Source organism: Pseudomonas sp. JL2, assembly GCF_031570495.1.
Taxonomy (GTDB): Bacteria; Pseudomonadota; Gammaproteobacteria; order Pseudomonadales; family Pseudomonadaceae; genus Aquipseudomonas; species Aquipseudomonas rhizophila.
Genome location: NZ_JAKUDH010000001.1, coordinates 768,682 through 789,073, shown reverse-complemented (window position 1 = coordinate 789,073; position 20,392 = coordinate 768,682). Strand labels below are relative to the sequence as shown.

The 20,392-nt window shown below is 59.6% G+C and carries 15 protein-coding genes; 7 read left to right on the top strand and 8 right to left on the bottom strand.

Going from position 1 to position 20,392, the window contains the following annotated elements; translation table 11 throughout:
- Positions 1-55: 55 nt before the first annotated feature.
- A complete protein-coding gene (locus tag MKS85_RS03550; RefSeq protein ID WP_047225564.1) occupies positions 56-1,354 on the bottom strand; it encodes a hydroxymethylglutaryl-CoA reductase, degradative in 1,299 nt (432 codons plus the stop codon).
- A gap of 137 nt (positions 1,355-1,491) precedes the next feature.
- Between MKS85_RS03550 and MKS85_RS03545 the strand changes: the two genes are divergently transcribed.
- The 5 genes from MKS85_RS03545 to MKS85_RS03525 all read left to right on the top strand — a co-directional run bounded on the left by MKS85_RS03545 (position 1,492) and on the right by MKS85_RS03525 (position 8,823).
- Positions 1,492-2,862, top strand: coding sequence for a PLP-dependent aminotransferase family protein (locus tag MKS85_RS03545; protein ID WP_173406858.1), 1,371 nt, complete (start codon positions 1,492-1,494; stop codon positions 2,860-2,862).
- Between the two features lie 647 nt (positions 2,863-3,509).
- Positions 3,510-4,205 (top strand): tRNA (adenine(22)-N(1))-methyltransferase TrmK, encoded by a 696-nt coding sequence (locus MKS85_RS03540; RefSeq protein ID WP_310662755.1) that lies wholly within the window; start codon positions 3,510-3,512, stop codon positions 4,203-4,205.
- A gap of 193 nt (positions 4,206-4,398) precedes the next feature.
- Complete coding sequence (locus MKS85_RS03535) at positions 4,399-6,144, top strand: OPT family oligopeptide transporter (RefSeq protein ID WP_310662708.1); 1,746 nt, start codon at positions 4,399-4,401, stop codon at positions 6,142-6,144.
- Positions 6,145-6,211: 67 nt separating this feature from the next.
- The gene (locus MKS85_RS03530; protein WP_310662707.1) at positions 6,212-7,498 is read left to right on the top strand and encodes a DUF2254 domain-containing protein; all 1,287 of its coding nucleotides are present in this window, start codon (positions 6,212-6,214) and stop codon (positions 7,496-7,498) included.
- An 83-nt stretch (positions 7,499-7,581) separates the two neighbouring features.
- Entirely contained in the window at positions 7,582-8,823 is a 1,242-nt protein-coding gene (locus MKS85_RS03525; protein WP_139049828.1) for a sodium:proton antiporter, read from the top strand.
- A 67-nt stretch (positions 8,824-8,890) separates the two neighbouring features.
- Here the strand turns inward: MKS85_RS03525 and MKS85_RS03520 are convergent, their stop codons facing one another.
- From MKS85_RS03520 to MKS85_RS03490, 7 genes are all read right to left on the bottom strand, one after another.
- On the bottom strand, positions 8,891-10,255 hold the full coding sequence (locus MKS85_RS03520) for an MFS transporter (RefSeq protein ID WP_310662706.1): 1,365 nt from the start codon (positions 10,253-10,255) through the stop codon (positions 8,891-8,893).
- Positions 10,256-10,307: 52 nt separating this feature from the next.
- Positions 10,308-11,537 carry an OprD family porin gene (locus MKS85_RS03515; RefSeq protein ID WP_310662705.1) on the bottom strand — a complete coding sequence of 410 codons (1,230 nt, stop codon included), beginning with the start codon at positions 11,535-11,537 and terminating at the stop codon, positions 10,308-10,310.
- Between the two features lie 119 nt (positions 11,538-11,656).
- On the bottom strand, positions 11,657-13,021 hold the full coding sequence (locus MKS85_RS03510) for an MFS transporter (RefSeq protein WP_047225575.1): 1,365 nt from the start codon (positions 13,019-13,021) through the stop codon (positions 11,657-11,659).
- Positions 13,022-13,103: 82 nt separating this feature from the next.
- A complete protein-coding gene (locus MKS85_RS03505; RefSeq protein WP_047225576.1) occupies positions 13,104-14,381 on the bottom strand; it encodes an FAD-dependent oxidoreductase in 1,278 nt (425 codons plus the stop codon).
- A gap of 90 nt (positions 14,382-14,471) precedes the next feature.
- Positions 14,472-14,954 (bottom strand): aconitase X swivel domain-containing protein, encoded by a 483-nt coding sequence (locus MKS85_RS03500; protein ID WP_310662704.1) that lies wholly within the window; start codon positions 14,952-14,954, stop codon positions 14,472-14,474.
- A complete protein-coding gene (locus MKS85_RS03495) occupies positions 14,951-16,234 on the bottom strand; it encodes an aconitase X catalytic domain-containing protein (protein WP_139049832.1) in 1,284 nt (427 codons plus the stop codon). Before MKS85_RS03495 ends, MKS85_RS03500 begins: the two co-directional genes overlap by 4 nt.
- On the bottom strand, positions 16,231-17,943 hold the full coding sequence (locus tag MKS85_RS03490; RefSeq protein WP_188250746.1) for a dihydroxy-acid dehydratase: 1,713 nt from the start codon (positions 17,941-17,943) through the stop codon (positions 16,231-16,233). Before MKS85_RS03490 ends, MKS85_RS03495 begins: the two co-directional genes overlap by 4 nt.
- A gap of 122 nt (positions 17,944-18,065) precedes the next feature.
- Here MKS85_RS03490 and MKS85_RS03485 point away from each other — a divergent pair, with 122 nt between their 5' ends.
- Both MKS85_RS03485 and MKS85_RS03480 read left to right on the top strand, forming a co-directional pair.
- On the top strand, positions 18,066-18,998 hold the full coding sequence (locus MKS85_RS03485; RefSeq protein WP_047225580.1) for a LysR family transcriptional regulator: 933 nt from the start codon (positions 18,066-18,068) through the stop codon (positions 18,996-18,998).
- Between the two features lie 102 nt (positions 18,999-19,100).
- Complete coding sequence (locus tag MKS85_RS03480; RefSeq protein ID WP_310662703.1) at positions 19,101-20,342, top strand: thiolase family protein; 1,242 nt, start codon at positions 19,101-19,103, stop codon at positions 20,340-20,342.
- Positions 20,343-20,392: the final 50 nt, after the last annotated feature.

The window sequence follows — 20,392 nt, the reverse complement described above, 5'->3', positions numbered from 1 at the left end:
CTCCCCTGAGGGGTTTTATTGTTATGAACGTGAAGAGATGTGGTTGAGTTCGTGACTACGAGCCCGACTCCTGCGCGCGTTTTTGCTCAAGCAGTTCAGCGGCTTTGTCCGAGCGCACGTCCCGGGCTTCGACCATCTGCGCGACCAGCCAATTGACCTCATCGCCCCTGGCCCCCGCCGAAAGCGCAATGTTGCGTGCATGCAAAGCCATGTGCCCGCGTTGTATCCCTTCGGTAGACAGTGCCCGCAATGCGCCCAGGTTTTGCGCGAGGCCGACCGCTACCGCTATCTCGGCAAGTTCCTGGGCGCTCTTCACTCTCAGGATGCGTAACGACAGTTGCGCCAGCGGATGAGTCTTGGTCGCGCCGCCGACCAGGCCGACGGGCATGGGCATTTCCAGCGTTCCCACCAGATGGCCCTTGCAATCTTTTTCCCAGGTCGTCAGTGAACCGTAATGCCCGTTGCGACAGGCATAGGCGTGTGCCCCGGCTTCCACCGCGCGCCAGTCGTTGCCGGTGGCGACGATCAAAGGATCGATACCGTTCATGATGCCCTTGTTGTGAGTGGCTGCACGATAGGGATCCACGACCGCAAAGTTGTAAGCATCGAGGATGCCTTCAATGACGTCCTCGCCCTTGTAGGCCTTGGTGGTGAGATGTTCAGGTGCAATGCGGATCTGGGCCCGGGCAAGCCGCAGGTCGGCGAGGTTCGACAGAATGCGCAGCCGTACCTTGCCGCCGGTAATCTGCTCCATCAGCGGGGCCACCGCTTCAGCCATCGTGTTCACGGTATTGGCTCCCATCGCATCGCGTACATCCACGATAAGGTGGGCGACCAGCATGGGGCCGCGAGGGCTCTGGGCGAAGGTATGCACTTCGATGTCGCGGCAACCTCCACCTAGCTGGCTCAGCAGTTGATCCTTGCGGTTGGCCAGTTCGATGATTTCGTCCTTGCGGCGCAACAGACTCAAACGGGCATTGAAGGGATCGTCGATTTCCACGATCTGCACTTGCGCGCGCATCAGCGGCAGCGAGCTGGAGGTCTGAAAACCACCGGCTTCGCGCGCCAGTTTGGCCATGAACGAGGCGGCGGCGACCACCGAAGGCTCCTCGACGACCAACGGCACGATGACGTCGCGTCCATTGATCTGGAAGTTGCTCGCCACAGCGTAGGGCAACTCAAATTTTCCGATGACGTTCTCAATCATGCCGTCGGCTATTTCCAGGGGCAGGGCGCCTGCGTCGCGGAGCAGGGCAACGTCATCTTCTGCAAGCTCAAGCACTTGTTGCAAGTGGCTCAGGCGTTCGGCGGGCGACAGGCTGCGGAACATCGGGAGGCGGGAGTCGATACTCATGGTAGCAATCCAGTTGCAGTTATTGTTTTCGAATGCCTGCCACCCTATGCGTATGTGTCCTGGCAAAAAAGGTACAGTTTGGACAGACAGTACCTAAGCTGTACCCTCTGCGAATAATTCATCCAGGACTTCGTACAATGGCGCGACTGACGCTTGCCCAAGAGCTGACGGCCTCCTTGGTGACGCAGATCGGCAACGGTACCTACCGAGTGGGCGACCGTTTGCCGTCCCTGCGCGAGTGCATGCGCTTGTTTGGTCATTCGAAAAACACAGTGATCAACGCTTATGAATCGCTGGCCTCCCAAGGACTGGTGGAGGCGCGTCACGGGCAGGGTTTCTTCGTGACACGAGGCGCCCCGAGCAGCAGCGAACCGGAAGAGCCACTGCCCTTTACCCGGGCGATGGACACCATCTGGCTCATGCGCCAGCAATTTGTCCGTGAGCCGGGTCACTCGCCGCTTGGGGAAGGTTTTCCGCCCGTAGAGTGGCTGATGGATCTGCGATTGGACAAGTTCACCCGTCAGATCATGCGCATGGGGGTGACCACGCTTTTTCGCTACGGCAACCGGCTGGGCAATGCTGCACTTCGTCAACACCTGGTGCAAAAACTGGCGAGTTATTCGATCACCGCCAGTGCTCGGCAAATCGTCACGACCCATGGGGCCAATCACGCACTGGACCTGATCATCCGCCGCTTCATTGCCCCCGCAGATTACGTTTTCGTCGAAGACCCGGGTTATTACCCGCTGTTTGGCAAGTTGCAACTGCAAGGGGCGCGAATGTTATCCGTACCCCGATTGCCGGACGGGCCGGACCTGCAAGTGCTGGAGCAGCATCTTCTGTTGCACAAGCCGAAATTGTTCTTCCTCCAGTCGGTTGGGCACAATCCGACGGGCTCCGATATTTCCCCCGGCAAGGCTCATCGACTGGTGCAGTTGGCCCATGAGCACAACTTCATTCTGGTGGACGACGACGCTTTGGCAGATTTCAAACCCGCGTCGGCCATCAAGGTGTCTGCGCTGGATCAGTTGAGCCGATCACTGTACGTGGGCAGTTTTTCCAAATCGGTTTCTGCGGCATTGAGGGTGGGGTTTATCGCCGGGAGCAAGGACGTCATCGATGAACTGGGTGATCTGAAAATGCTCCTGCATACCAGCACCTCGGAGCTGTGTGAGCGAACCATCGATGTCATCCTGACCGAGGGGCATTTTCTGCGACATCAGATCCGCCTCCAGGAGCGACTCAAGAGTGCCACTGCGGCAGGTTTGCAGATGCTCGATGAAATAGGCGCCGAGGTGTTCTTTCGGCCAGAGCAGAGTCTGTATTTGTGGGCCAGGTTCGCCCACATTGACGACGCCAGGGAGCTGACCCGGCAACTACTGCCGAAAGGATTCATGATTGCTCCCGGCCATATTTTTTCACCGGAGCAGTCGCGTATAAATCCCTGGACCAGATTGAATGTCGCCTACCTGAATGACCCGTTGCTTAAAGCCGAGTTGAGTGGCTGAGGGCTCACCACTCATGCTGCTAAGGCTGGGTTTGCGTTCCGGTCGAGACCACGCTTTCGTGCCGATTCACACCGCGCGCCTCAACAGGCACCCATAGGCGTTCACTGCGACATTTGAATTTCACGCCTTTGCGCGGCGCCATCGTCCTGGCTGAGTCCATGCACACAGCCCTGGACGCGTAAGTCGGCCCCGGCTTTCGCTCTTCTACACAACCTTCCACGCCGCTGCAGATAGCCATAACCACAAAATAAACAGTCATCATCCTGAATGCTCCTATAGAGCGATGCGATTAATACATCTGCGTCAGGCCTGAAAATGCTGGCTGTGACAGACGGATGATGAGCCTGCATTCAAATCCCCAGCAATGGCTTGCACGGGCCAATCGTCGGAAAAATGTCGTTAGTTCAGGTTTATTCAGATTTGGATTTTTCGACGCCAATTCGTTGGCGTTTTTTGCCGCTTCAGTGGGTATTCCCTATGGGAAAAGCTGCGTGGCAAAGGAGCGTGAGCGGGAGAGCGGCTCACTCGAAAAGATTGTAATGGGAGCAGTCCGCGTTTAAGGTTCGCGCGTGATTTTTGCGCGGTTACGCGCTCCAAGGCGAATACAAGACGGGACCGTGGGCAACGGTATTGAACAGGAGCAGCCGTTGAACGAACAGACATTGTCCCAGCGCCTGGAGCGTGTGGCCGCGCATGTACCCGCAGGTGCGCGCCTGGCCGATATCGGCTCGGATCACGGCTACCTGCCGGTGGCATTGATGCGCCGTGGTGTGATCGCAGCGGCGGTGGCTGGCGAGGTGGCGTTGACGCCGTTTCGTTCGGCTGAACGCACCGTGCGCGAGAACGGTTTTACCCAGCAAGTCGTCGTGCGTCTGGCTGACGGCCTGGCGGCGATCGAGCCGGAAGATGGGATCACGGCAGTCAGCCTGTGCGGCATGGGCGGCGAGACGATCCGCGACATTCTCGCCGGCGGCAAGGCGCGCCTGAGCGGTAAGGAGCGGCTGATCCTGCAGCCCAACGGCGGCGAGCAGCCACTGCGTCAATGGCTGATGGAAAATGGTTATCGCATCTGCTTCGAAGAAGTGCTGCGGGAAAACCGCTTCTACTACGAAATCATCGTCGCCGAGCGCGCCGGACCGGTGACGTACACCGCGCAGGAGCTGTACTTCGGGCCATTGCAGATGCGCGCCCGCAGCCCGGCGTTCCTGGCCAAGTGGCAGCGCATGCTGCGCCTCAAACAGCGGACCCTGACTCACTTCGCCCGGGCGCGACAAGCCGTGCCCGAGCAGAAGGTGCAGGACATCGCTTTGCAAACCCGCTGGATCACCGAGCTGCTGGCTTGAGTCCGGTACTCGGAAAATAACCAAGCAATCATCCCTCGTCGACCTCGTCACCGCCCCCGGAAAACTTCGATATGAGCGTTAAGCGCTCGCAAGGGCTTGTCCCCGTCATGTGAACCTTCCGCCCATGCAGCGCTCACTTGTTAAGTCGCCGCGTTGAGTGATCGCGCTGTCTCATTGCCGATAAGGAATTCGCATGCACCCAACTTCGCCAACCATCGCCCTGGATTACCCTGTCGAACGTGAGCTGAGTCTGCGAGCGGTCAGTACGGGAATCGTGATCGGTGTCCTGTTGACGCCTTCCAATGTGTACGCCGGTCTCAAGATTGGCTGGTCGTTCAACATGTCGATCATTGCCTTGCTGATCGGCTATGGCATCTGGCAAGGCCTGGCCAAGCGTTCGGCCGCTCAACAGCCCTGGACGCTGCACGAAAGCAACATCAACCAGACCGTGGCCTCGGCCGCAGCGTCAATCATTTCCGGTGGGCTGGTTGCGCCCATCCCGGCCTACACCTTATTGACCGGTCAACAGTTGGACGTCATCCCGATGATCGCTTGGGTGTTCTCGGTGAGCTTCCTGGGGATCTGGATCGCCTGGTACCTGCGACCCTCGCTGCTCAATGACAAAGCACTGAAATTCCCCGAAGGCATGGCGACCCTGGAGACCCTTCTGCACATCTACAACCAAGGCCACGAAGCGGCGAAGCGCTTGAAGGTGCTGCTCAGCGCTGCGCTGCTGTCCGGGCTGGTCAAGTGGGTCGATACCTTCGTCTGGGCTTTTCCGCGCTGGTCGCCGACCCCGCAGTTGGAACGCCTGACGTTTACCGCGGACCCTTCGCTGTTGTTGGTGGGTTTCGGCGGGATCATCGGGATTCGCGTTGGCCTGACCCTGCTGCTTGGCGCCTTGTTGGCGTGGGGTGGATTGGCGCCGTGGCTGCTGGAGCAAGGCTTGGTGCAACTGCCGCCGGACAGCAGTGGCCCGCAGTTCGCGGCGCTGGTGGAGTGGCTGCTGTGGCCGGGCGTGAGTCTGATGGTCTGCTCGACCCTGACCTCTTTGGCGATTCGCTTGTGGACATTGCACAAGTCCACCAAGGCGGGCGGTGGGACGACTTGGGTGGTGCCCAAGACCGGACCTGCCAGCGGTTTCCTGGTGGCGATCGTGTTGGTGGTGAGCCTGCAAGCGCTGTTGTTTGGCATCAACCCCTGGATGGCGTTGTTGACCATTCCCTTGGCCATCTGCCTGGCCGCCGTGGCCGCCCGGGTGGTGGGGGCCACGGGCATTGCGCCCATCGGCGCCATCGGACAATTGTCCCAACTGAGTTTTGGCATCGTCGCCCCGGGGCAGGTACCGATCAATTTGATGAGCGCCAACACCGCGGGCGGTTCGGCTGGGCAATGCACGGACTTGATGAACGACTTCAAGGTGGGCCGGGCGATTGGCGCCACACCGCACAAGCAGTTGATCGCCCAGACCCTGGGGATTTTCGTTGGAAGCATCGTTGGGGTATTGGCCTACCTGGCCCTGATCCCGGACCCACAATCGATGCTGCTCACCCAAGAGTGGCCGGCCCCGGCGGTCGCTACCTGGAAAGCCGTGGCGCAAACCCTGACCCTGGGGCTGGATTCACTGTCAGCGAGCATTCGCTGGGCGGTCATCATCGGTGCCGTGGCCGGCTTGCTGTTGGGGATCCTCGACAGCGTAATGCCGGCACACCGGGCCCGTTACTTGCCAAGCACGGCGGCTTTGGGCCTGGCGTTCGTCTTGCCGGCCTCGGTGTCGCTGATGATGGCCCTCGGCGCGGTACTCACCTGGCTGGTGAGCTGCCGCTGGCCGAGCCTTACAGAACGCTTTGCCATCACCGCGGCGGCGGGGTTGATTGCCGGGGAGAGCATTACCGGGGTGGGGGCGTCGTTGTGGCAGATGGTTGGGAATGGCGGATGATCTCAAACCGGCACGCATGAATGAGCGGGTATTTTCCCGCCTGCAACCGTACTGAGAAGGAGACAACATGATTGCTCGCTGGCGCTGGCTGTTGACGCAGCTGACTAAACAGCTGTGGTTCAAGGCTACGTTGTTTTCGCTGCTGGGCGTGGTCACGGCGTTGCTGGCCATCGCGCTCAAGGAATGGATTCCGTTCTCTTTGTCTGCCCGGATAGGCGCCGATGCCGTCGACAACATCCTTGGCATCATCGCTTCCAGCATGCTCGCGGTGACCACCTTCTCTTTGAGCATCATGGTTGCGGCGTATGGTGCAGCAAGTACGGGCGCCACGCCCCGTGCCACAACGCTGGTGATTGAAGACACCACGACGCAGAACGCACTCGCCACTTTTATCGGCTCTTTCTTGTTCAGTCTGGTCGGCATTATCGCGCTGAGTACCGGCGCTTACGGCGGGCAAGGGCGCGTCTTGCTGTTCGCAGTGACGATCGGCGTGGTGATTCTGATCGTGTACATGCTTTTGCGCTGGATCAATCATCTGTCCAAACTGGGGCGGGTCGGCGAGACGATTGATCGCGTAGAGAAGGCGACTATCGCCGCGATCAACCATCGAGTTCGATGGCCGTTTCTTGGCGGTTGTGCATACCCCGACGGTTGGGTCATGCCGTCGTCTGCGCGGCCGGTCGTCAGCGGCACCACCGGTTATGTCCAGCATATCGATGTAAAAGCACTCAATGAGGTTGCCAGGGGGGGCGAGGCGCAGATATTCCTGGAGATCTTGCCCGGCAGTTTTGTCCACCCGGGCATGCCGCTTGTCCATATCGCGCGAGCCAGCGAGGAAGGACTCGACGGGGACGACCCGCTCGTCAGTAAAGTTCTCGCCTGCCTGAGCATCGGCGTTCGACGAACCTTTGAACATGATCCGCGTTTCGGGCTGTCAGTGCTTTCGGAGATCGCCTCACGGGCTTTATCAAGTGCGGTCAACGACTCCGGAACGGCCATTGACGTGCTGGGCCGTGGTGTTCGCAGCCTGGCCTGCTGGGGCACGTTTGAGCTTCATGAAGCGGTAACGCAACCGGAATGTGACCGTGTGTTCCTGCATGGCCTGAACGTTGACGACCTGTTTGATGATTTTTTTGGTCCCATTGCCAGAGATGGCGCCGGCATTGTCGAAGTGGATATTCGGATGATGAAGGCGCTGATTGCTCTCAGCCAGATCAATCCTGGATTGTTCAGCGCAGCCGCGACCAGGCAGGCTGATCGCTTGCTCGCGCGAGCCGATGCCGCGTTGGTGCTCGATGAAGAGAAGCAGCGGCTCAGAGCGCTTGCCGCAAGGCTTGTTTGCGCAACGGCTTAGTTTTTTTGTCGGTGCCAGGCGCAGCGCTTTGTGAACGCAACGTTAGCCGCACTTGAAATGTACCCAATGGACCCCTCTGCCCAATGCTAGACATTATTGCGATATTCCTCTGTATCACAGCAGTACTCGCTTACCTCAATCGGCGCTACGTAGGGCTACCCCCGGCCATTGGCGTGATGGGTATTGCCTTGGGCTTATCGTTATTGAACATGGCCTCCGATGCGCTGGGCTTTCACTCCCTGCACACGCTTGAGCAATCACTGGTGGAGTCCATCGATTTCTCCGAGTTGCTGATGGAGGGCATGCTGTCATTGCTGCTGTTCGCGGGGGCCCTGCATGTCGACTTGTCGCAACTGCGCGCCTATCGATGGCAGGTGGCGTCCCTGGCTGTGGTTGGCACGACTGTATCGACGCTGTTCATCGGGTTCGGGCTATGGTGGCTGCTGTCTTTTACCGACCTGGAGTTGCCGCTTGCCTACTGCCTGGTGTTCGGTGCGCTGATTTCACCCACCGATCCGATTGCGGTCATGGGCATTCTGAAATCCGCCGGTGCTCCAAGTAGCGTGGAATTGGTGATTTCCGGAGAGTCGCTGTTCAACGATGGGGTCAGCGTTGTGCTGTTCTCACTGATTCTGGCGATGATCGCCAGTGGCGACGCGCCCTCCGTTACCGGCGTTTCGCGGCTCTTGCTGGAGGAGGCGGGCGGCGGTGCGCTTTTGGGCGCGGTTGTTGGGTACGTCACGTTCCGCATGCTCAAGAGTATCGACAGCTATCAGGAGGAGGTGCTCATCACCCTGGCCGCTGTGCTCGGCGGATATGCCCTGGCCACTCATTTGCACGTGTCCGGCCCGTTGGCGATGGTGGTGATGGGGTTGATCGTCGGTAACCATGGACGCTCTTATGCCATGTCTGAGCAGACCGAGAAAAACCTCGACATGTTCTGGGAGTTGATTGACGAAATACTCAACGCGGTCCTGTTTGTACTGATCGGTCTGGAAGTGATTCTGATCCACTTCACCAGTCCGCTCATTGTCACGGGCTTGATGGTGATCGTGCTGACCTTGTTCTCCCGTCTGTTGACGGTAGGCGTACCGATAGCGGTCCTGGGGCAGCGTTTCCGGTTACCTGAAGGCTCCTGGAGCGTGCTGACGTGGGGTGGGCTGCGCGGCGGGATATCGGTGGCCCTGGCGTTGTCGTTGCCACCGGGGGATGCTCGCGATGTCGTGGTGGGCATGACCTACCTGGTCGTGGTGTTTTCGATTCTGATCCAGGGTATGACCATCGGTAAGCTGGTCAAGCGCGTGATCCCTTGCTCGGGTGGATAGCTACATGCAAGTCGTGGACGTGACTCCTTGACTTGCATGATCTGCGTCGCTGCTGCGTTGAGTGTTTCTAGGGCTGCGACGTGGTCACAAGCTCGGCGCTCACGGTTGAGCGCCGATCAATGCGTGCCACGACATAGGCACACACTCCAAGTACCGCAGGGCATAGAGCCAGTACTGCGAAGCTCTTCACCACGGGCATGCCGCTGTTGAGCACATAGGCCCCGAGTAACGGCCCGCATACAGAACCGATCTTACCCATTGACGCTGCCCATCCGGCGCCGTTGCCGCGAATGGCACTGGGGTAGAAAACCCCGGCGATGCTGGTGATGCCGTAGTGGCTGCCTTTGACGAAAATAGCGCCCATCAGGCTCAGTGCAATAAAGGCGTCTCCTTGCAGTTCGCCAATGCCCAGGACCAGCAGAAAAGGTAACGACAGCAGGGGATAGATCATCACGGCGTAGGCCCCCCGGGTGTCGACCACTCGCATCAATACGAGCCCGGCCATGGCGCCGCTGAACGAGGCGAAGGAGCTCACCCATGACGCGGTCGCCCGGTCGAAGCCGGCGTACTGGTACACCAGCGGGCTCCATGACGCGAGAAAATACATGGCCATGGAGCTTGCTCCAAAGCCAATCCAGATCATGGGAGTGATCCATTTCAGTTTGCCGATGAACAACTGTCCGACACGGAATGGTCGGTGACCGATGTCGATTTCATCGGCAAGAAAATAGCGGTCCCCGGCGCGAAGATCGATGTCCGGATCCAGGCGCCTGAGGATCCGCGCCACGGTTTCGGGTCGTCTTTGCTTGCTCACCAGAAATCGCACCGATTCTGGCAGGGTGAAGAACAACAGCACACTGGAAAGCAACGTTGCAATGCCGCCCAGCGCAAACACACTGGCCCAGCCGTAGTGTGGAGCCATCCACACGGTCAGGGGGCCGGCAACCGCGCCACCCAGGCTGAAGCCAACCATGATGATTGTGATCACGGTTGCACGGTAGCGCTTGGGCACAAACTCGATATTCAGAGCCCAGCAGAGTGGCAACATGGCGCCCAAGGCAAAGCCATTGAGAAAGCGCAAGATCAGCAGCGAGGCGTAGCTATCGGCTAGGGTGAACAGCAAAGTCATCAGGCCAAAGGCGCTGGTGGACAGGATGATGGTCGGGCGACGGCCGATCCGGTCACCCAGATAACCGAAAAAGAATCCACCCAACATCATGCCGAACAAACCTATGGAAAAGATGTTGCCCAGTTGCAACTTATCCAGGCCAATGTCCTCGGCCATGTAGGCGGCGGTATGGGAGAGCATCAGCAAGTCAAAGCCGTCGAGGAAGGTGATCAGCACCGACACACAGATGATCAGATAGTTGAAACTCGACAGTTTGCGCCCCTCAATCAAGGCGGCGACGTCAATTGCGCGTGACGGGATCATGATTGCTCTCCACACAGTAAGACCCAAGTGAGCGTGTTCCGGCTTGCCGTGTTCACCACAATTTCCAGGTGTAACCGACGATCAGGCGATTTTCATCGAGCTGCTGGGTCAGACCATCCCCAGAGCGGTACGTGACGTTGCGCCAGCGCAGGTTCAGGCCCTTCAGGGCACCGCTCTGGAAGACGTAGGTCAGGTCGGTATCACGTTCCCACTCAGTGCCGTCGTTGACCGTACTGGTGCGGATATCGCTGCCTTTCACATATCGGGTCATGAACGTCAGGCCTGGCATGCCGAGGGCGGCGAAGTCATATTCGTAACGCAGTTGCCAGGATTTTTCGTTGGCTTTGGTGAAGGAGTTGTAGGTGACGAGGTTCGCCACATACGGAGTACCGGTGTCGATCACGGGGAACACACTGTCTCCGGATAGGTGCTGGAACGCGGCGGCGAATCGCTGGGCCCCGACGGTCAAAGTGAACATGCCATTGAAGTTGCGGTTATCGATCTTCCCGGCTTTTGCCGCGCCTGTGTCGCTACTGTCGACGTAGCGCAAATCGGAGCGCAGGCTCATGCCTTCCCCCAGTGGCAGGACGTGAATCACTCCGGAAAAGTGCTGGCGGTAGATGTCCTGCAGCTCACCCTGGTGGTAGCGCAGGGTCAGGTTCTTGCCCAGCGTATAGTCTCCGCCGAGCAGGTCCAGATGATCGCTGCTCTGGCCGGCATAGCTGATGTCGTCATTACTGGAGGAGTCGCGACCGTTAGCCTCTGTCAATCTCGCTGCGGTGACGGTCAGGTTCTCGACTTCGTTCGACGTCAGGTAGGCACCGGTGAAGGTCGAGGGCAATAGTCGGGTGTCGCTGTAATACGCCAGCGGGTGAATCGGCATCAGGGTTCCTACCTTGAGCCGGGTCTGGGACAGACGCATTTTGGCGGTCAGCCCCAGTTCGCTGTACTCGTCGACAGGCTGGTTGCTGTCGGGCCCGTAGGGCAACAGTGCGGTGCCCCGTCGACCTCGGCCCGAGTCGAGCTTGATCCCCAGTTCACCCAAGGCGTCGAGACCAAATCCAACGGTACCTTCGGTGTAGCCAGACTGAAGTTCGGCGAAGAAACCTTGGGTCCATTCTTCGGCCTTGGCCTGGGGGGCGCCACTCTGGCGAAAGTCGCGATTGAGGTAAAAATTGCGCGTGGTCAACGTCGCGCTGCTGTCCTTGAGAAAGTCTGCCTGGGCGTAGCTGCCGTGGCAGAAGAGGGCAAATGCGGTGAAGATGGCTAGATTCCTGTTCATTTTTTTATTGCTCTCAGGAGAGGGAAGACGATTATTCAGGGCGAGTTTTGCCTGACCGCGTCGGTGACGACGCGGCGCAGCAGGCGTGGCTCAAGGTGTTGTGAATCAGAGGCAGGCGGTCACGTCTGTGACGGGGCGGGCAATGGATCCACCGCAAGGTCGTGGCGGGTCAGGTGACCGATCGCGAATGCACAGGCGGCCAGCATTGCCGGACATATGGCCAGGACCAGGAAGCTCTTGACCACTGGCATTCCGCTGTTCAGTACATAAGCGCCCAGCAATGGGCCGAGGATCGAGCCGATCTTGGCGATCGAGGTGGCCCAGCCCGCGCCATTGGCGCGGATAGCGCTGGGGTAGAAGACCCCGGCGATACTGAGGATTCCATAGTGGGAGCCTTTGACGAACACGGCCCCGACCAGGCTCAGCATCAGGAACGCGGTGCCCTGCATGCCGGTGATGCCCAATACCAGCAGGAAAGGCAATGCCAGCAGCGGATAGATCATCACCATGTAAGGGCCGCGGGTATCGACGAAACGCATCATCGCCAAGCCCGCCATTGCGCCGCTGAACGAGGCGATCGAACTGACCCACGAAGCTGTCGCGCGGTCAAAGCCTGCGTACTGATAGACCAGTGGACTCCACGAGGCGAGAAAGTACATGGCCATGGAACTGGCGGAGTAGCCCAGCCAGATCATCGGGGTAACCCATTTCAGGCGGCCGATAAACAGCTGGCTGACCCGAAATTCCTTGCGGCCCAGATCCGGCTCGTCCAGTAGGACGAAGCGGTCGCCAGGTCGCACATCCAGGCTCGAATCCATACGCTTGAGCGTTGCCGTGATTTTTTCCGGGCCTTTGCGTTTGCTGGCCAGAAACCGCACCGATTCGGGCAGGGTGAAAAACAGGAGCACGCTGGCGGCCAGGGTCAGTACACCGCCGAACACGAACACGCCCTGCCAACCGATATGCGGCGCCAGCCAGACGGTGATCGGGCCGGCCATCGCGCTGCCCAGGCTGAATCCGACCATGATGATGGTCACCACCGTCGAGCGATAACGCTTGGGTACGAACTCAATGTTCAAGGCCCAGCACAACGGCAGCATGGCACCTAGGGCGAAGCCGTTGAGAAAGCGCAGGACCATCAGCGATTCATAGCTGTTGGCCAAGGCAAACAGCAAGGTCAACACGCCAAATGAGCAGGTGGAAAGAAGAATGGTGGGACGCCGCCCGATTCGGTCACCCAGGTAGCCGAAGAAGAATCCACCGAGCATCATTCCCAGCAGGCCGATGGAGAAAATCTCACCCAGCTGGATCTTGTCCAGACCGACCTCATCGGCAATGTAGGAGGCCGTGTGCGACAGCACCAGCAAATCGAAACCATCGAGGAAGGTGATCAGAACCGAGACCAGAATCACCACGTAGTTGAAGCGTGAAAGTTTGCGACCTTCTATAAGCGCCGCTACGTCCAGGGTGCGGGACTGTGACATGTGCGTTCTCCACTGCATTTTTTATTTTTGTTGGAGTGGCGCCCCCCCTATGGATGGTGGGCGCGTCGAACTGCTTTAAGCACTATTCCAGATTGAACGCCAGCCGCTCGCGCAATGCCGGGGCAGGTATATCACTCAACCTGCCATCGGGGCCCGCGAGGTCCAGCGCGTGGGCCGCAGCGGCCCCCATTGCGATACAGGGGCCCATCACCCGGACACTCGACAGCGCGGCCGCATCGGCGTCGATGCAGCGACCGGCCACGACCAGGTTATCGCTGCCTTGGGCAAGCATGCTGCGCAACGGCACACTGTGAACGTGATCGTCACCAAAGGGCTCCCACTGGTAACCGCTGGTATTGCCGTGCAATTCCACCGGCCAGGAGGTGCGAGCTACCGCATCCGGGAATATCGTCGCCGCCCGCACTTCGTCAGTCGTCAGATGGTGATGTCCGACGATCCAGCGAGTCTGGCGAATACCTGGCAGCGCGTACGCCCGTACCTTGGCCTTGCTGTAGGCCTCGGGGTATTCCGACTTGAGGAAGTTGATCACCTGGTCCACCTGCTGGCGTCCGGCGATCGCGACATGGGAAGCGGCCACCGGATCCAGAGGCGTTTCGATGTGAGTCATGTTGAAGGCTGCGGTGCCACGGCCGGGGAACTGAAAGAACAGTCCGTCGTCGCGTTCGATACCGTAGCTTTTGGCTTTTTGTTTGACCCGTTCGGTGAACTGCGCGCGGGTGGGCAAGTACGCTTCATTGATATGCTCAAGGACGAACATCTGGGTGCCATAGATGGGGGTGTCCGGCTCGCGACAGGCAAGTCCGGCATTCCAGACTAACGCCGCGTCTCCGCTGGCGTCGATAAAGCCGTTGGCTGCGACACGCACATCGCCGTAGCGAGTGGCCAGTTCCACTTCGCGGATCCGCGGACCTTCGCGCACGACATCGCGTAACACCGCACCGAGCACCACGGTGATCCCGGCGTCGAGCACTTTCTGGCCAATCCATCGACCCAAGGCAACTTCGTCGTAGTAAACAACAGTCGTCAGGGGGCCAATGGCCTGGTGCAAGTCCCCCGAGGCGCCCAGGTCACGCAGGATATCGTCGGCGATTCCGTGGGTCAGCAACCGGCGGTTCGGACCATTGGAGAACAGTCCGCAGAAGGTCCCGATAATTGAGCCGACCGCCTGGCCGCCGAGCATCGGCAGGGCATCGAACAGCACTACGCGTTTGCCGAGCGCAGCGGCCTCCAGAGCGGCGGAAATACCGGAAATACCCGCGCCGGCAATGCATACGTCGGCCTGCAAGCGTTGAGCGGTGGGGGCGCTGGTACGGCGTACCGTGCGAATGACATGAGCCATAAAACTACCTTTGAGATGTAAAAAGGGCAGCCGATCCCGAGCCCGATGACCAAGGGTCACGGGGCGGTTGTTGCGGCTGGCAGATTCCGGTTACGACAGGTCTCGCGTTCGCTCCGACCCGGTCGGGTGTTGCGATACGAACTGGTCGGTTTGCAGCTGACGCGGAGTCACTTCAACGGTCCCGGCGTCGGCGTCGACGCGAACCCAATCCCCGGTTTGAATCCGGCTCAACGGGTCTTCGGTGAAGTCGGTCATGGCGGGCGCATGGACGACTACGGCGCCAAGGCCCATTTTTGCGGTCATTTCGTTGAACAACATGGCGCCAGGGGCTACGCCGGCGAGACGGGCGATATGGAACTGCGAAGACCAGCCGGACGAGCCTTTGGCGCCGGGAAACACCAGCACTTTGCCGGCGAAACTGATGCCCTTGAGTTCGTGACGGGTCTCGATGACGGTGCCGCTGCGCGGGTCGATACCGCCCCAGCCGGAGATGCGGTCCCGGGTCACCAGGGCCTCGCCTTCGAAACAGCCGCCGACGACCTTGCGGCCTTTGAGGGTGAAGGTTGTGCTCATCTCAATACTCCTTTCCAACGGCCCTCGATGGCGGCCTGGACGCAATCGGCGGTGCTACCGAACCACGCCTGGATACCCATGATCGCCGGCAGGTAGTGCGCCTGTTTGGCCGAATCGACTGCCGCCACCCGCGTGCCCGTGGGAAGTACCTTGCCAATGGCTGAGCAGGTATCGGTCATCAGATGCCCTCCGGCCTGTTCGATGATGCGGGTGTAGCCGGCGACGTCGGCCAGTTGCTTGATCGACGCCGCCGTAAATATCCAGAGCTCGGTATTCGGACTCAGGCGTTGGCCTTCCAGCAATTGGCAGACCTCCCAGATCTGTTCGAGGCTGTAGTGCGGGCAACCGAGCATCACGAAGTCAATCTCGTCATCGCGAGCGGTGATATTGACTTGCTCGTAGGCCCAGCGCCGTTCGGCCTCGCCGAAGCGTATTGCGGCCAGGGGAGGGGACGCGCCAAACGCCTGCTCGCTGGTTTGGGCTTCAGGCGTCACCCCAACCAGGTGATACATCTCCACCCCACCGCTGGAAGCCGCCGCCGCCCCGAAGTGCTTGAGGCGAGCCAGGTTGGGTTGGTGACTCACGCCTTGGATGACCGGGATGCGGTCCTGCACCTGCTCGCCGACCCAGTAGCCGAGCAATCCCCAGTCAGCCGTGGTACTCACGTCTATGTCCAGCTGGATCAGGTGGGTACCGCGACGGTTTTCCTCGATGTGCAGGCCCCAATAGGGGATCTTGCCGGTCAGCATCGCCGCGCCCGTGCTTTCCCGGCCTTCGGCATTGGTGCGGGCACCGAGTACCGAGTTGATATAGATCACCGCAGAGGATTCCATCCATGCGCAGTGTTCGCCTTTTACCGGCACGTTGCCGACTTGATAGGGCGTACAGGTATTCAGGGGTTGTACCCCCAGACCGCTGCTGTAAGCCTGACCTGTTTCATAGATGCGGACCACGTCAGGCGAGATGCCTTGGCGTACAGCATGCCGGGGGTCGATGCCTTGCTGCAGGTGGCTGCTCGGGACCTTGACCCGAGGAATCTTGACCAACTCGGCGCTGTCGAGGTTGAACTCGCTGAACACCGCATCCATGCCGCCATTTTGGTCTGCGTACTGACGCAGAAAGGGCGTGGTGGCTCCGATGGTACCGGCGACATTGCGCGTATCCACCAGACATTGCGCATCCAGGGCTTCGCCATAGCGCACCAGCAATTCCATGGCTTTTTGCACCGCCGGACCTTGATCGCCAGCGAGCATGGCTTTTTCGTCGTCGCGCAACTTCATTGCGGTTGCTCCCCGGGATGGGTGATATCCAGTGGCTTTATCAACACCGCACCGTGTTCCATGGAGGACACATTGTGGCGGTATATATCCAGCCAGCCACCACCGAACTGGGGGGCCGCAGGTATCCAGCGGGCGCGTCGGGCTTGCATTTGTGTTTCGCTGATATTGGCGTCAAGGGTGTTGAGATCCAGGTCGATGTCGATGATGTCCCCGTCTTCCACCAGTGCGAGGGGGCCACCGACGGCTGCCTCAGGAGCCACCTCCGCCACGACCAGGCCTTTGCACACCAGCCCCGAGAGGTGACCGTCGGTCAGCATTGCCACGTGATCACCCAGCCCGGCCCCGTCAATGGCGAACACTACCTTCGAGGCGCCACCGCCCATGGCGGGCCCGCCCTGTACACCTGCGCCCCGCATGACCACGACATGGCCGGGCTGAATGCGTCCATCCTGCAACGCTTGGATGGCATCGGCGGAGCGCTCGAAGCAGATCGCGGGGCCCTTGAACTGGCGTGGTTTGCGCGGGTCGATGCCGTATTTGACGATGCCGGCCTGCGGGGCAATGTTGCCGCGCAGCATCACGATGGCCGGTTGCGTGGCAAAGGGAGCGTGCAACGGGCGGATCACCTCGTCGTCACTGACGGTCACCCCCTGCAGGTTTTGCGTCAGGGTTTTGCCGGTGACGGTCAGCACGTCACCGTGCAACAAAGGTTCAAGGCGCTTGAGCAGCCCGCGACCACCCCCCGCTGCTTCCATTTGCTCAATGCTGTGTTCGCCCACTGGTCGTACGCCGACCAGCACCGGTATCTTTTTTCCCAGTTCCCTGAAGAGTTGGTACACGTCCACGTCAATGCCACCTTCAGCCGCCACCGCCTGCATATGTTTGATGGTGTTGACCGAGCCTCCCGCGGCGAGAATTGTCGCAACGGCGTTGGCAAAGGCAGCAGGCGTCAGGATGTCGCGTGGTTTGAGATCTTCCTCGATCATTTCCACAATGCGCTTGCCTGCCTGGTGAACGAAATCGAACATCTGCGGGCTATTTGCTGCAATAGGGGAACTGCCGGGCAAGGCCATGCCCAAGGCTTCACATACCAGATGCATGGAGTTGGCGGTGCCCATGCCCGAACAGACCCCAGGACCTCTGATGGCGTTGCGTGCCATGCCGGCCAGTTCCTCGACTGGCAGTTTGCCGGTGACCACGTGCATGGAGCTGATGAATACATCTTCGATATCGACGTGCTGGCCATTGTATTCGCCGCTTGGCTGATATCCGCACACTACGATCAGCGTCGGAATGTTCAACCGGGCTGCGGCCATCAACTGACCGGGTACTGTTTTGTCGCAAGAGGCCAGGCAGATCATGCCGTCGAGCTGAGCGCCTTCGACCGCGACTTCGATGTCATTGGTGATGAGGTCTCGGGCGGCGAGCATATAGGCGCCTCCCGCACCGGCACCGGTGATGAAGTCACTGGGCGCGGCCGTACGAATTTCGAAGGGCAGCGCACCGGCATCGCGTATCGATTGCTTGAGGCTGGCAGCGATACCATCCAGATGACTGAAGCAAATCGCCAGGTTCGAGGACGAGTTCACGATGGCGATTTTCGGTTTTTCCAGCTCGCTCTCCTCAATGCCCAAGGCGCGCCACTGGGCGGCGCGCACAGCCCACAAGTAGGATCCGTAGGGGAAATTACTGCGTAGCTTCTTGGGCATGATTCGCTCCGTTGTTTTTATTAGATGTCGATTCGGTTAATTACCTTAACGATCTTGTACCGAGTCTAGGCTTCGACCTAGAATCCGAAAACCTTATTTTACTTATAGATAAAATCCAAAATATGGATATCAAGGACGTCGATCTCAACCTGCTGAAAGTCTTCGATGCGCTGCGCAAAAAGCAAAGCGTGACCCTGGCCGGTGATCTCATGGGGCTTAGCCAGCCAGCCATGAGCTTCGCGTTGGCCAAGTTGCGCACGCTGTTCGATGACCCATTGTTCATTCGCACTTCACGTGGCATGCAACCTACGGCCAGGGCCCTGCAGATCGCTGAGCCGGTGCAACGGATTCTGGAGATGGTCAGCAGCGAGGTGTTGCCATCCACCGGTTTCGTTGCCGAACACTCCGAGCGACAACTGGTGCTGTGCATGTCGGATATCGGCGAAATGGTGTTCCTGCCCAGGTTGATGCGAATGCTCGACAGTAAGGCGCCCCAGTTAAGAATCCGTACCCTGGCGTTGTCCTCGGAGCAGTTGGAGGAGGGGCTGGATGCCGGCGAGGTGGACGCGGCAATCGGCTATTTTCCGCGCTTGCTCAATACCTCGATCCGGCATCGCGCGTTGTATCGCCATTCGTTTGTCTGCATCGTTCGTCGTGATCATCCCACCATCGGTGACAGCATGAGCGCCGAGCAATACCAGAGCGCAATGCATGTCGCGGTCCAGCCTGACGGGCGTGGAATGAGTGGACTGGATCGTGAGCTGGCGAGCCACGGCATCACCCGTCGAGTGCGTTTCAGCCTGCCACGGTTTATGGGCGTGCCATTTCTGGTGGCCGAGTCCGACATGATCGCCACTGTACCCTTGGCAGTCGGACGCAGGTTTGCCGACATCACCGATGTGCGCCTGGTGCCGCTGCCTTGGGATATTTGCGGATACGACATTCACCTTTACTGGCATACGCGGTTCCATCATGACCCGGCGAACCGCTGGTTGCGACAATCCTTCATTGAATTGCTCGATGACTTTTCTCCCGCAGACCAGATACAGATTTAATAGGTATCGGAAATAGTTAATTGACATAACTAATATGGCCGGTTAGTTTTTTGCTCACCTTCAAGTGCGCAACAAGAGAGCAGAAGCCATGGAACACAGGGCGTGAGCAGTGCAGGGCAATATTCAGCCTTTGTCGATGTAGCGATTTTCGATGCGGTGCGCACCCCCTGGGTTGATCTTGGTGGCGCCCTGGCCCAGGTTTCGCCTATCGATCTTGGGATCAAGGTTGCTCGTGAGGTGCTGGCCCGGGCCGGCATCGATCCTCTGGCCGTAGACAGCGTGCTGGCCGGCTCCATGGCCCAAGCCAGCTTTGACGCCTATTTGTTGCCGCGGCACATCGGGTTGTACAGCGGCGTGGCGCAAACGGTTCCTGCGCTGGGGGTACAGCGCATCTGCGCCACCGGCTTTGAGCTGCTGCGCCAGTCTGCTGAACAGTTGCGCGATGACGTTCAGTTAGCCTTGTGCGTGGCCGGTGAATCAATGTCACGCAATCCGATCGCCGCCTACACCCACCGGGATGGGTTTCGCCTCGGCGGCGGGGTGCAATTCAAGGATTTTCTCTGGGAAGCCCTGTACGACCCGGCCCCCGGGGTGGATATGATCGCCACCGCCGACAACCTGGCGCGACGCTATGATCTGTGTCGCGAGGCGGTGGACCGTTATGCGTGCGACAGTCATCAGCGAGCCTTGCAGGCCCAACGCGCAGGTGCCTGGTGTGAGGAAGTCGTCCCCATCGATAACCAGGTGTTCGAACTGGAAGGCTATCAGCCAAGGGGCATCAGCCTGCCGCGCGGCACCGGTATCGTCACCCAGGACAGCCATCCACGACCCACTGACTTGTCGGCTCTATCGCGCCTGCGGGCGTTACATGTGGGGGGTGTACAAACCGCCGGTAATAGCTGCGCAGTCGTGGATGGTGCGGCGGCGGCCCTGGTAGGACGAGGCTCGGCCTGCACGCGTGTGCCCTTGGCTCGCTTGCTGGCCAGCGCGGTGGTCGGTGTGGCCCCGGAGTTCATGGGCATCGGCCCGGCACCAGCGATTCGTCTGTTGCTGCAACGCAGCGGATTGAGCCTTGATGACATTGCTCGTTTCGAGATCAACGAAGCCCAGGCGGCCCAGGTACTGGCTGTCGCGCAGGAGTTGGAGCTGGATCATACGAAGCTCAACGTCCAGGGGGGCTCTTTGGCCGTCGGGCATCCACTGGCTGCTACCGGCCTGCGGTTGGTCATGACCCTGGCCAGGCAGTTGCGCCAGCACAATCTGCGCTACGGGATAGCCGCAGCATGTGTGGGCGGTGGCCAGGGCATGGCGCTGTTGATCGAGAATCCGACCTACCACACCTGAGTGTTTGCCCGCCCTGAGTGGCGGGTGGTCTGTTTTATATCCTGACGAGG

Bases quoted from the DNA above. Each gene is read 5' to 3' on its own strand.
- MKS85_RS03550 (WP_047225564.1), bottom strand. From the start codon at position 1,354: ATGAGTATCGACTCCCGCCTCCCGATGTTCCGCAGCCTGTCGCCCGCC.
- MKS85_RS03545 (WP_173406858.1), top strand. From the start codon at position 1,492: ATGGCGCGACTGACGCTTGCCCAAGAGCTGACGGCCTCCTTGGTGACG.
- MKS85_RS03535 (WP_310662708.1), top strand. From the start codon at position 4,399: ATGCACCCAACTTCGCCAACCATCGCCCTGGATTACCCTGTCGAACGT.
- MKS85_RS03530 (WP_310662707.1), top strand. From the start codon at position 6,212: ATGATTGCTCGCTGGCGCTGGCTGTTGACGCAGCTGACTAAACAGCTG.
- MKS85_RS03525 (WP_139049828.1), top strand. From the start codon at position 7,582: ATGCTAGACATTATTGCGATATTCCTCTGTATCACAGCAGTACTCGCT.
- MKS85_RS03520 (WP_310662706.1), bottom strand. From the start codon at position 10,255: ATGATCCCGTCACGCGCAATTGACGTCGCCGCCTTGATTGAGGGGCGC.
- MKS85_RS03515 (WP_310662705.1), bottom strand. From the start codon at position 11,537: ATGAACAGGAATCTAGCCATCTTCACCGCATTTGCCCTCTTCTGCCAC.
- MKS85_RS03510 (WP_047225575.1), bottom strand. From the start codon at position 13,021: ATGTCACAGTCCCGCACCCTGGACGTAGCGGCGCTTATAGAAGGTCGC.
- MKS85_RS03505 (WP_047225576.1), bottom strand. From the start codon at position 14,381: ATGGCTCATGTCATTCGCACGGTACGCCGTACCAGCGCCCCCACCGCT.
- MKS85_RS03500 (WP_310662704.1), bottom strand. From the start codon at position 14,954: ATGAGCACAACCTTCACCCTCAAAGGCCGCAAGGTCGTCGGCGGCTGT.
- MKS85_RS03495 (WP_139049832.1), bottom strand. From the start codon at position 16,234: ATGAAGTTGCGCGACGACGAAAAAGCCATGCTCGCTGGCGATCAAGGT.
- MKS85_RS03490 (WP_188250746.1), bottom strand. From the start codon at position 17,943: ATGCCCAAGAAGCTACGCAGTAATTTCCCCTACGGATCCTACTTGTGG.
- MKS85_RS03485 (WP_047225580.1), top strand. From the start codon at position 18,066: ATGGATATCAAGGACGTCGATCTCAACCTGCTGAAAGTCTTCGATGCG.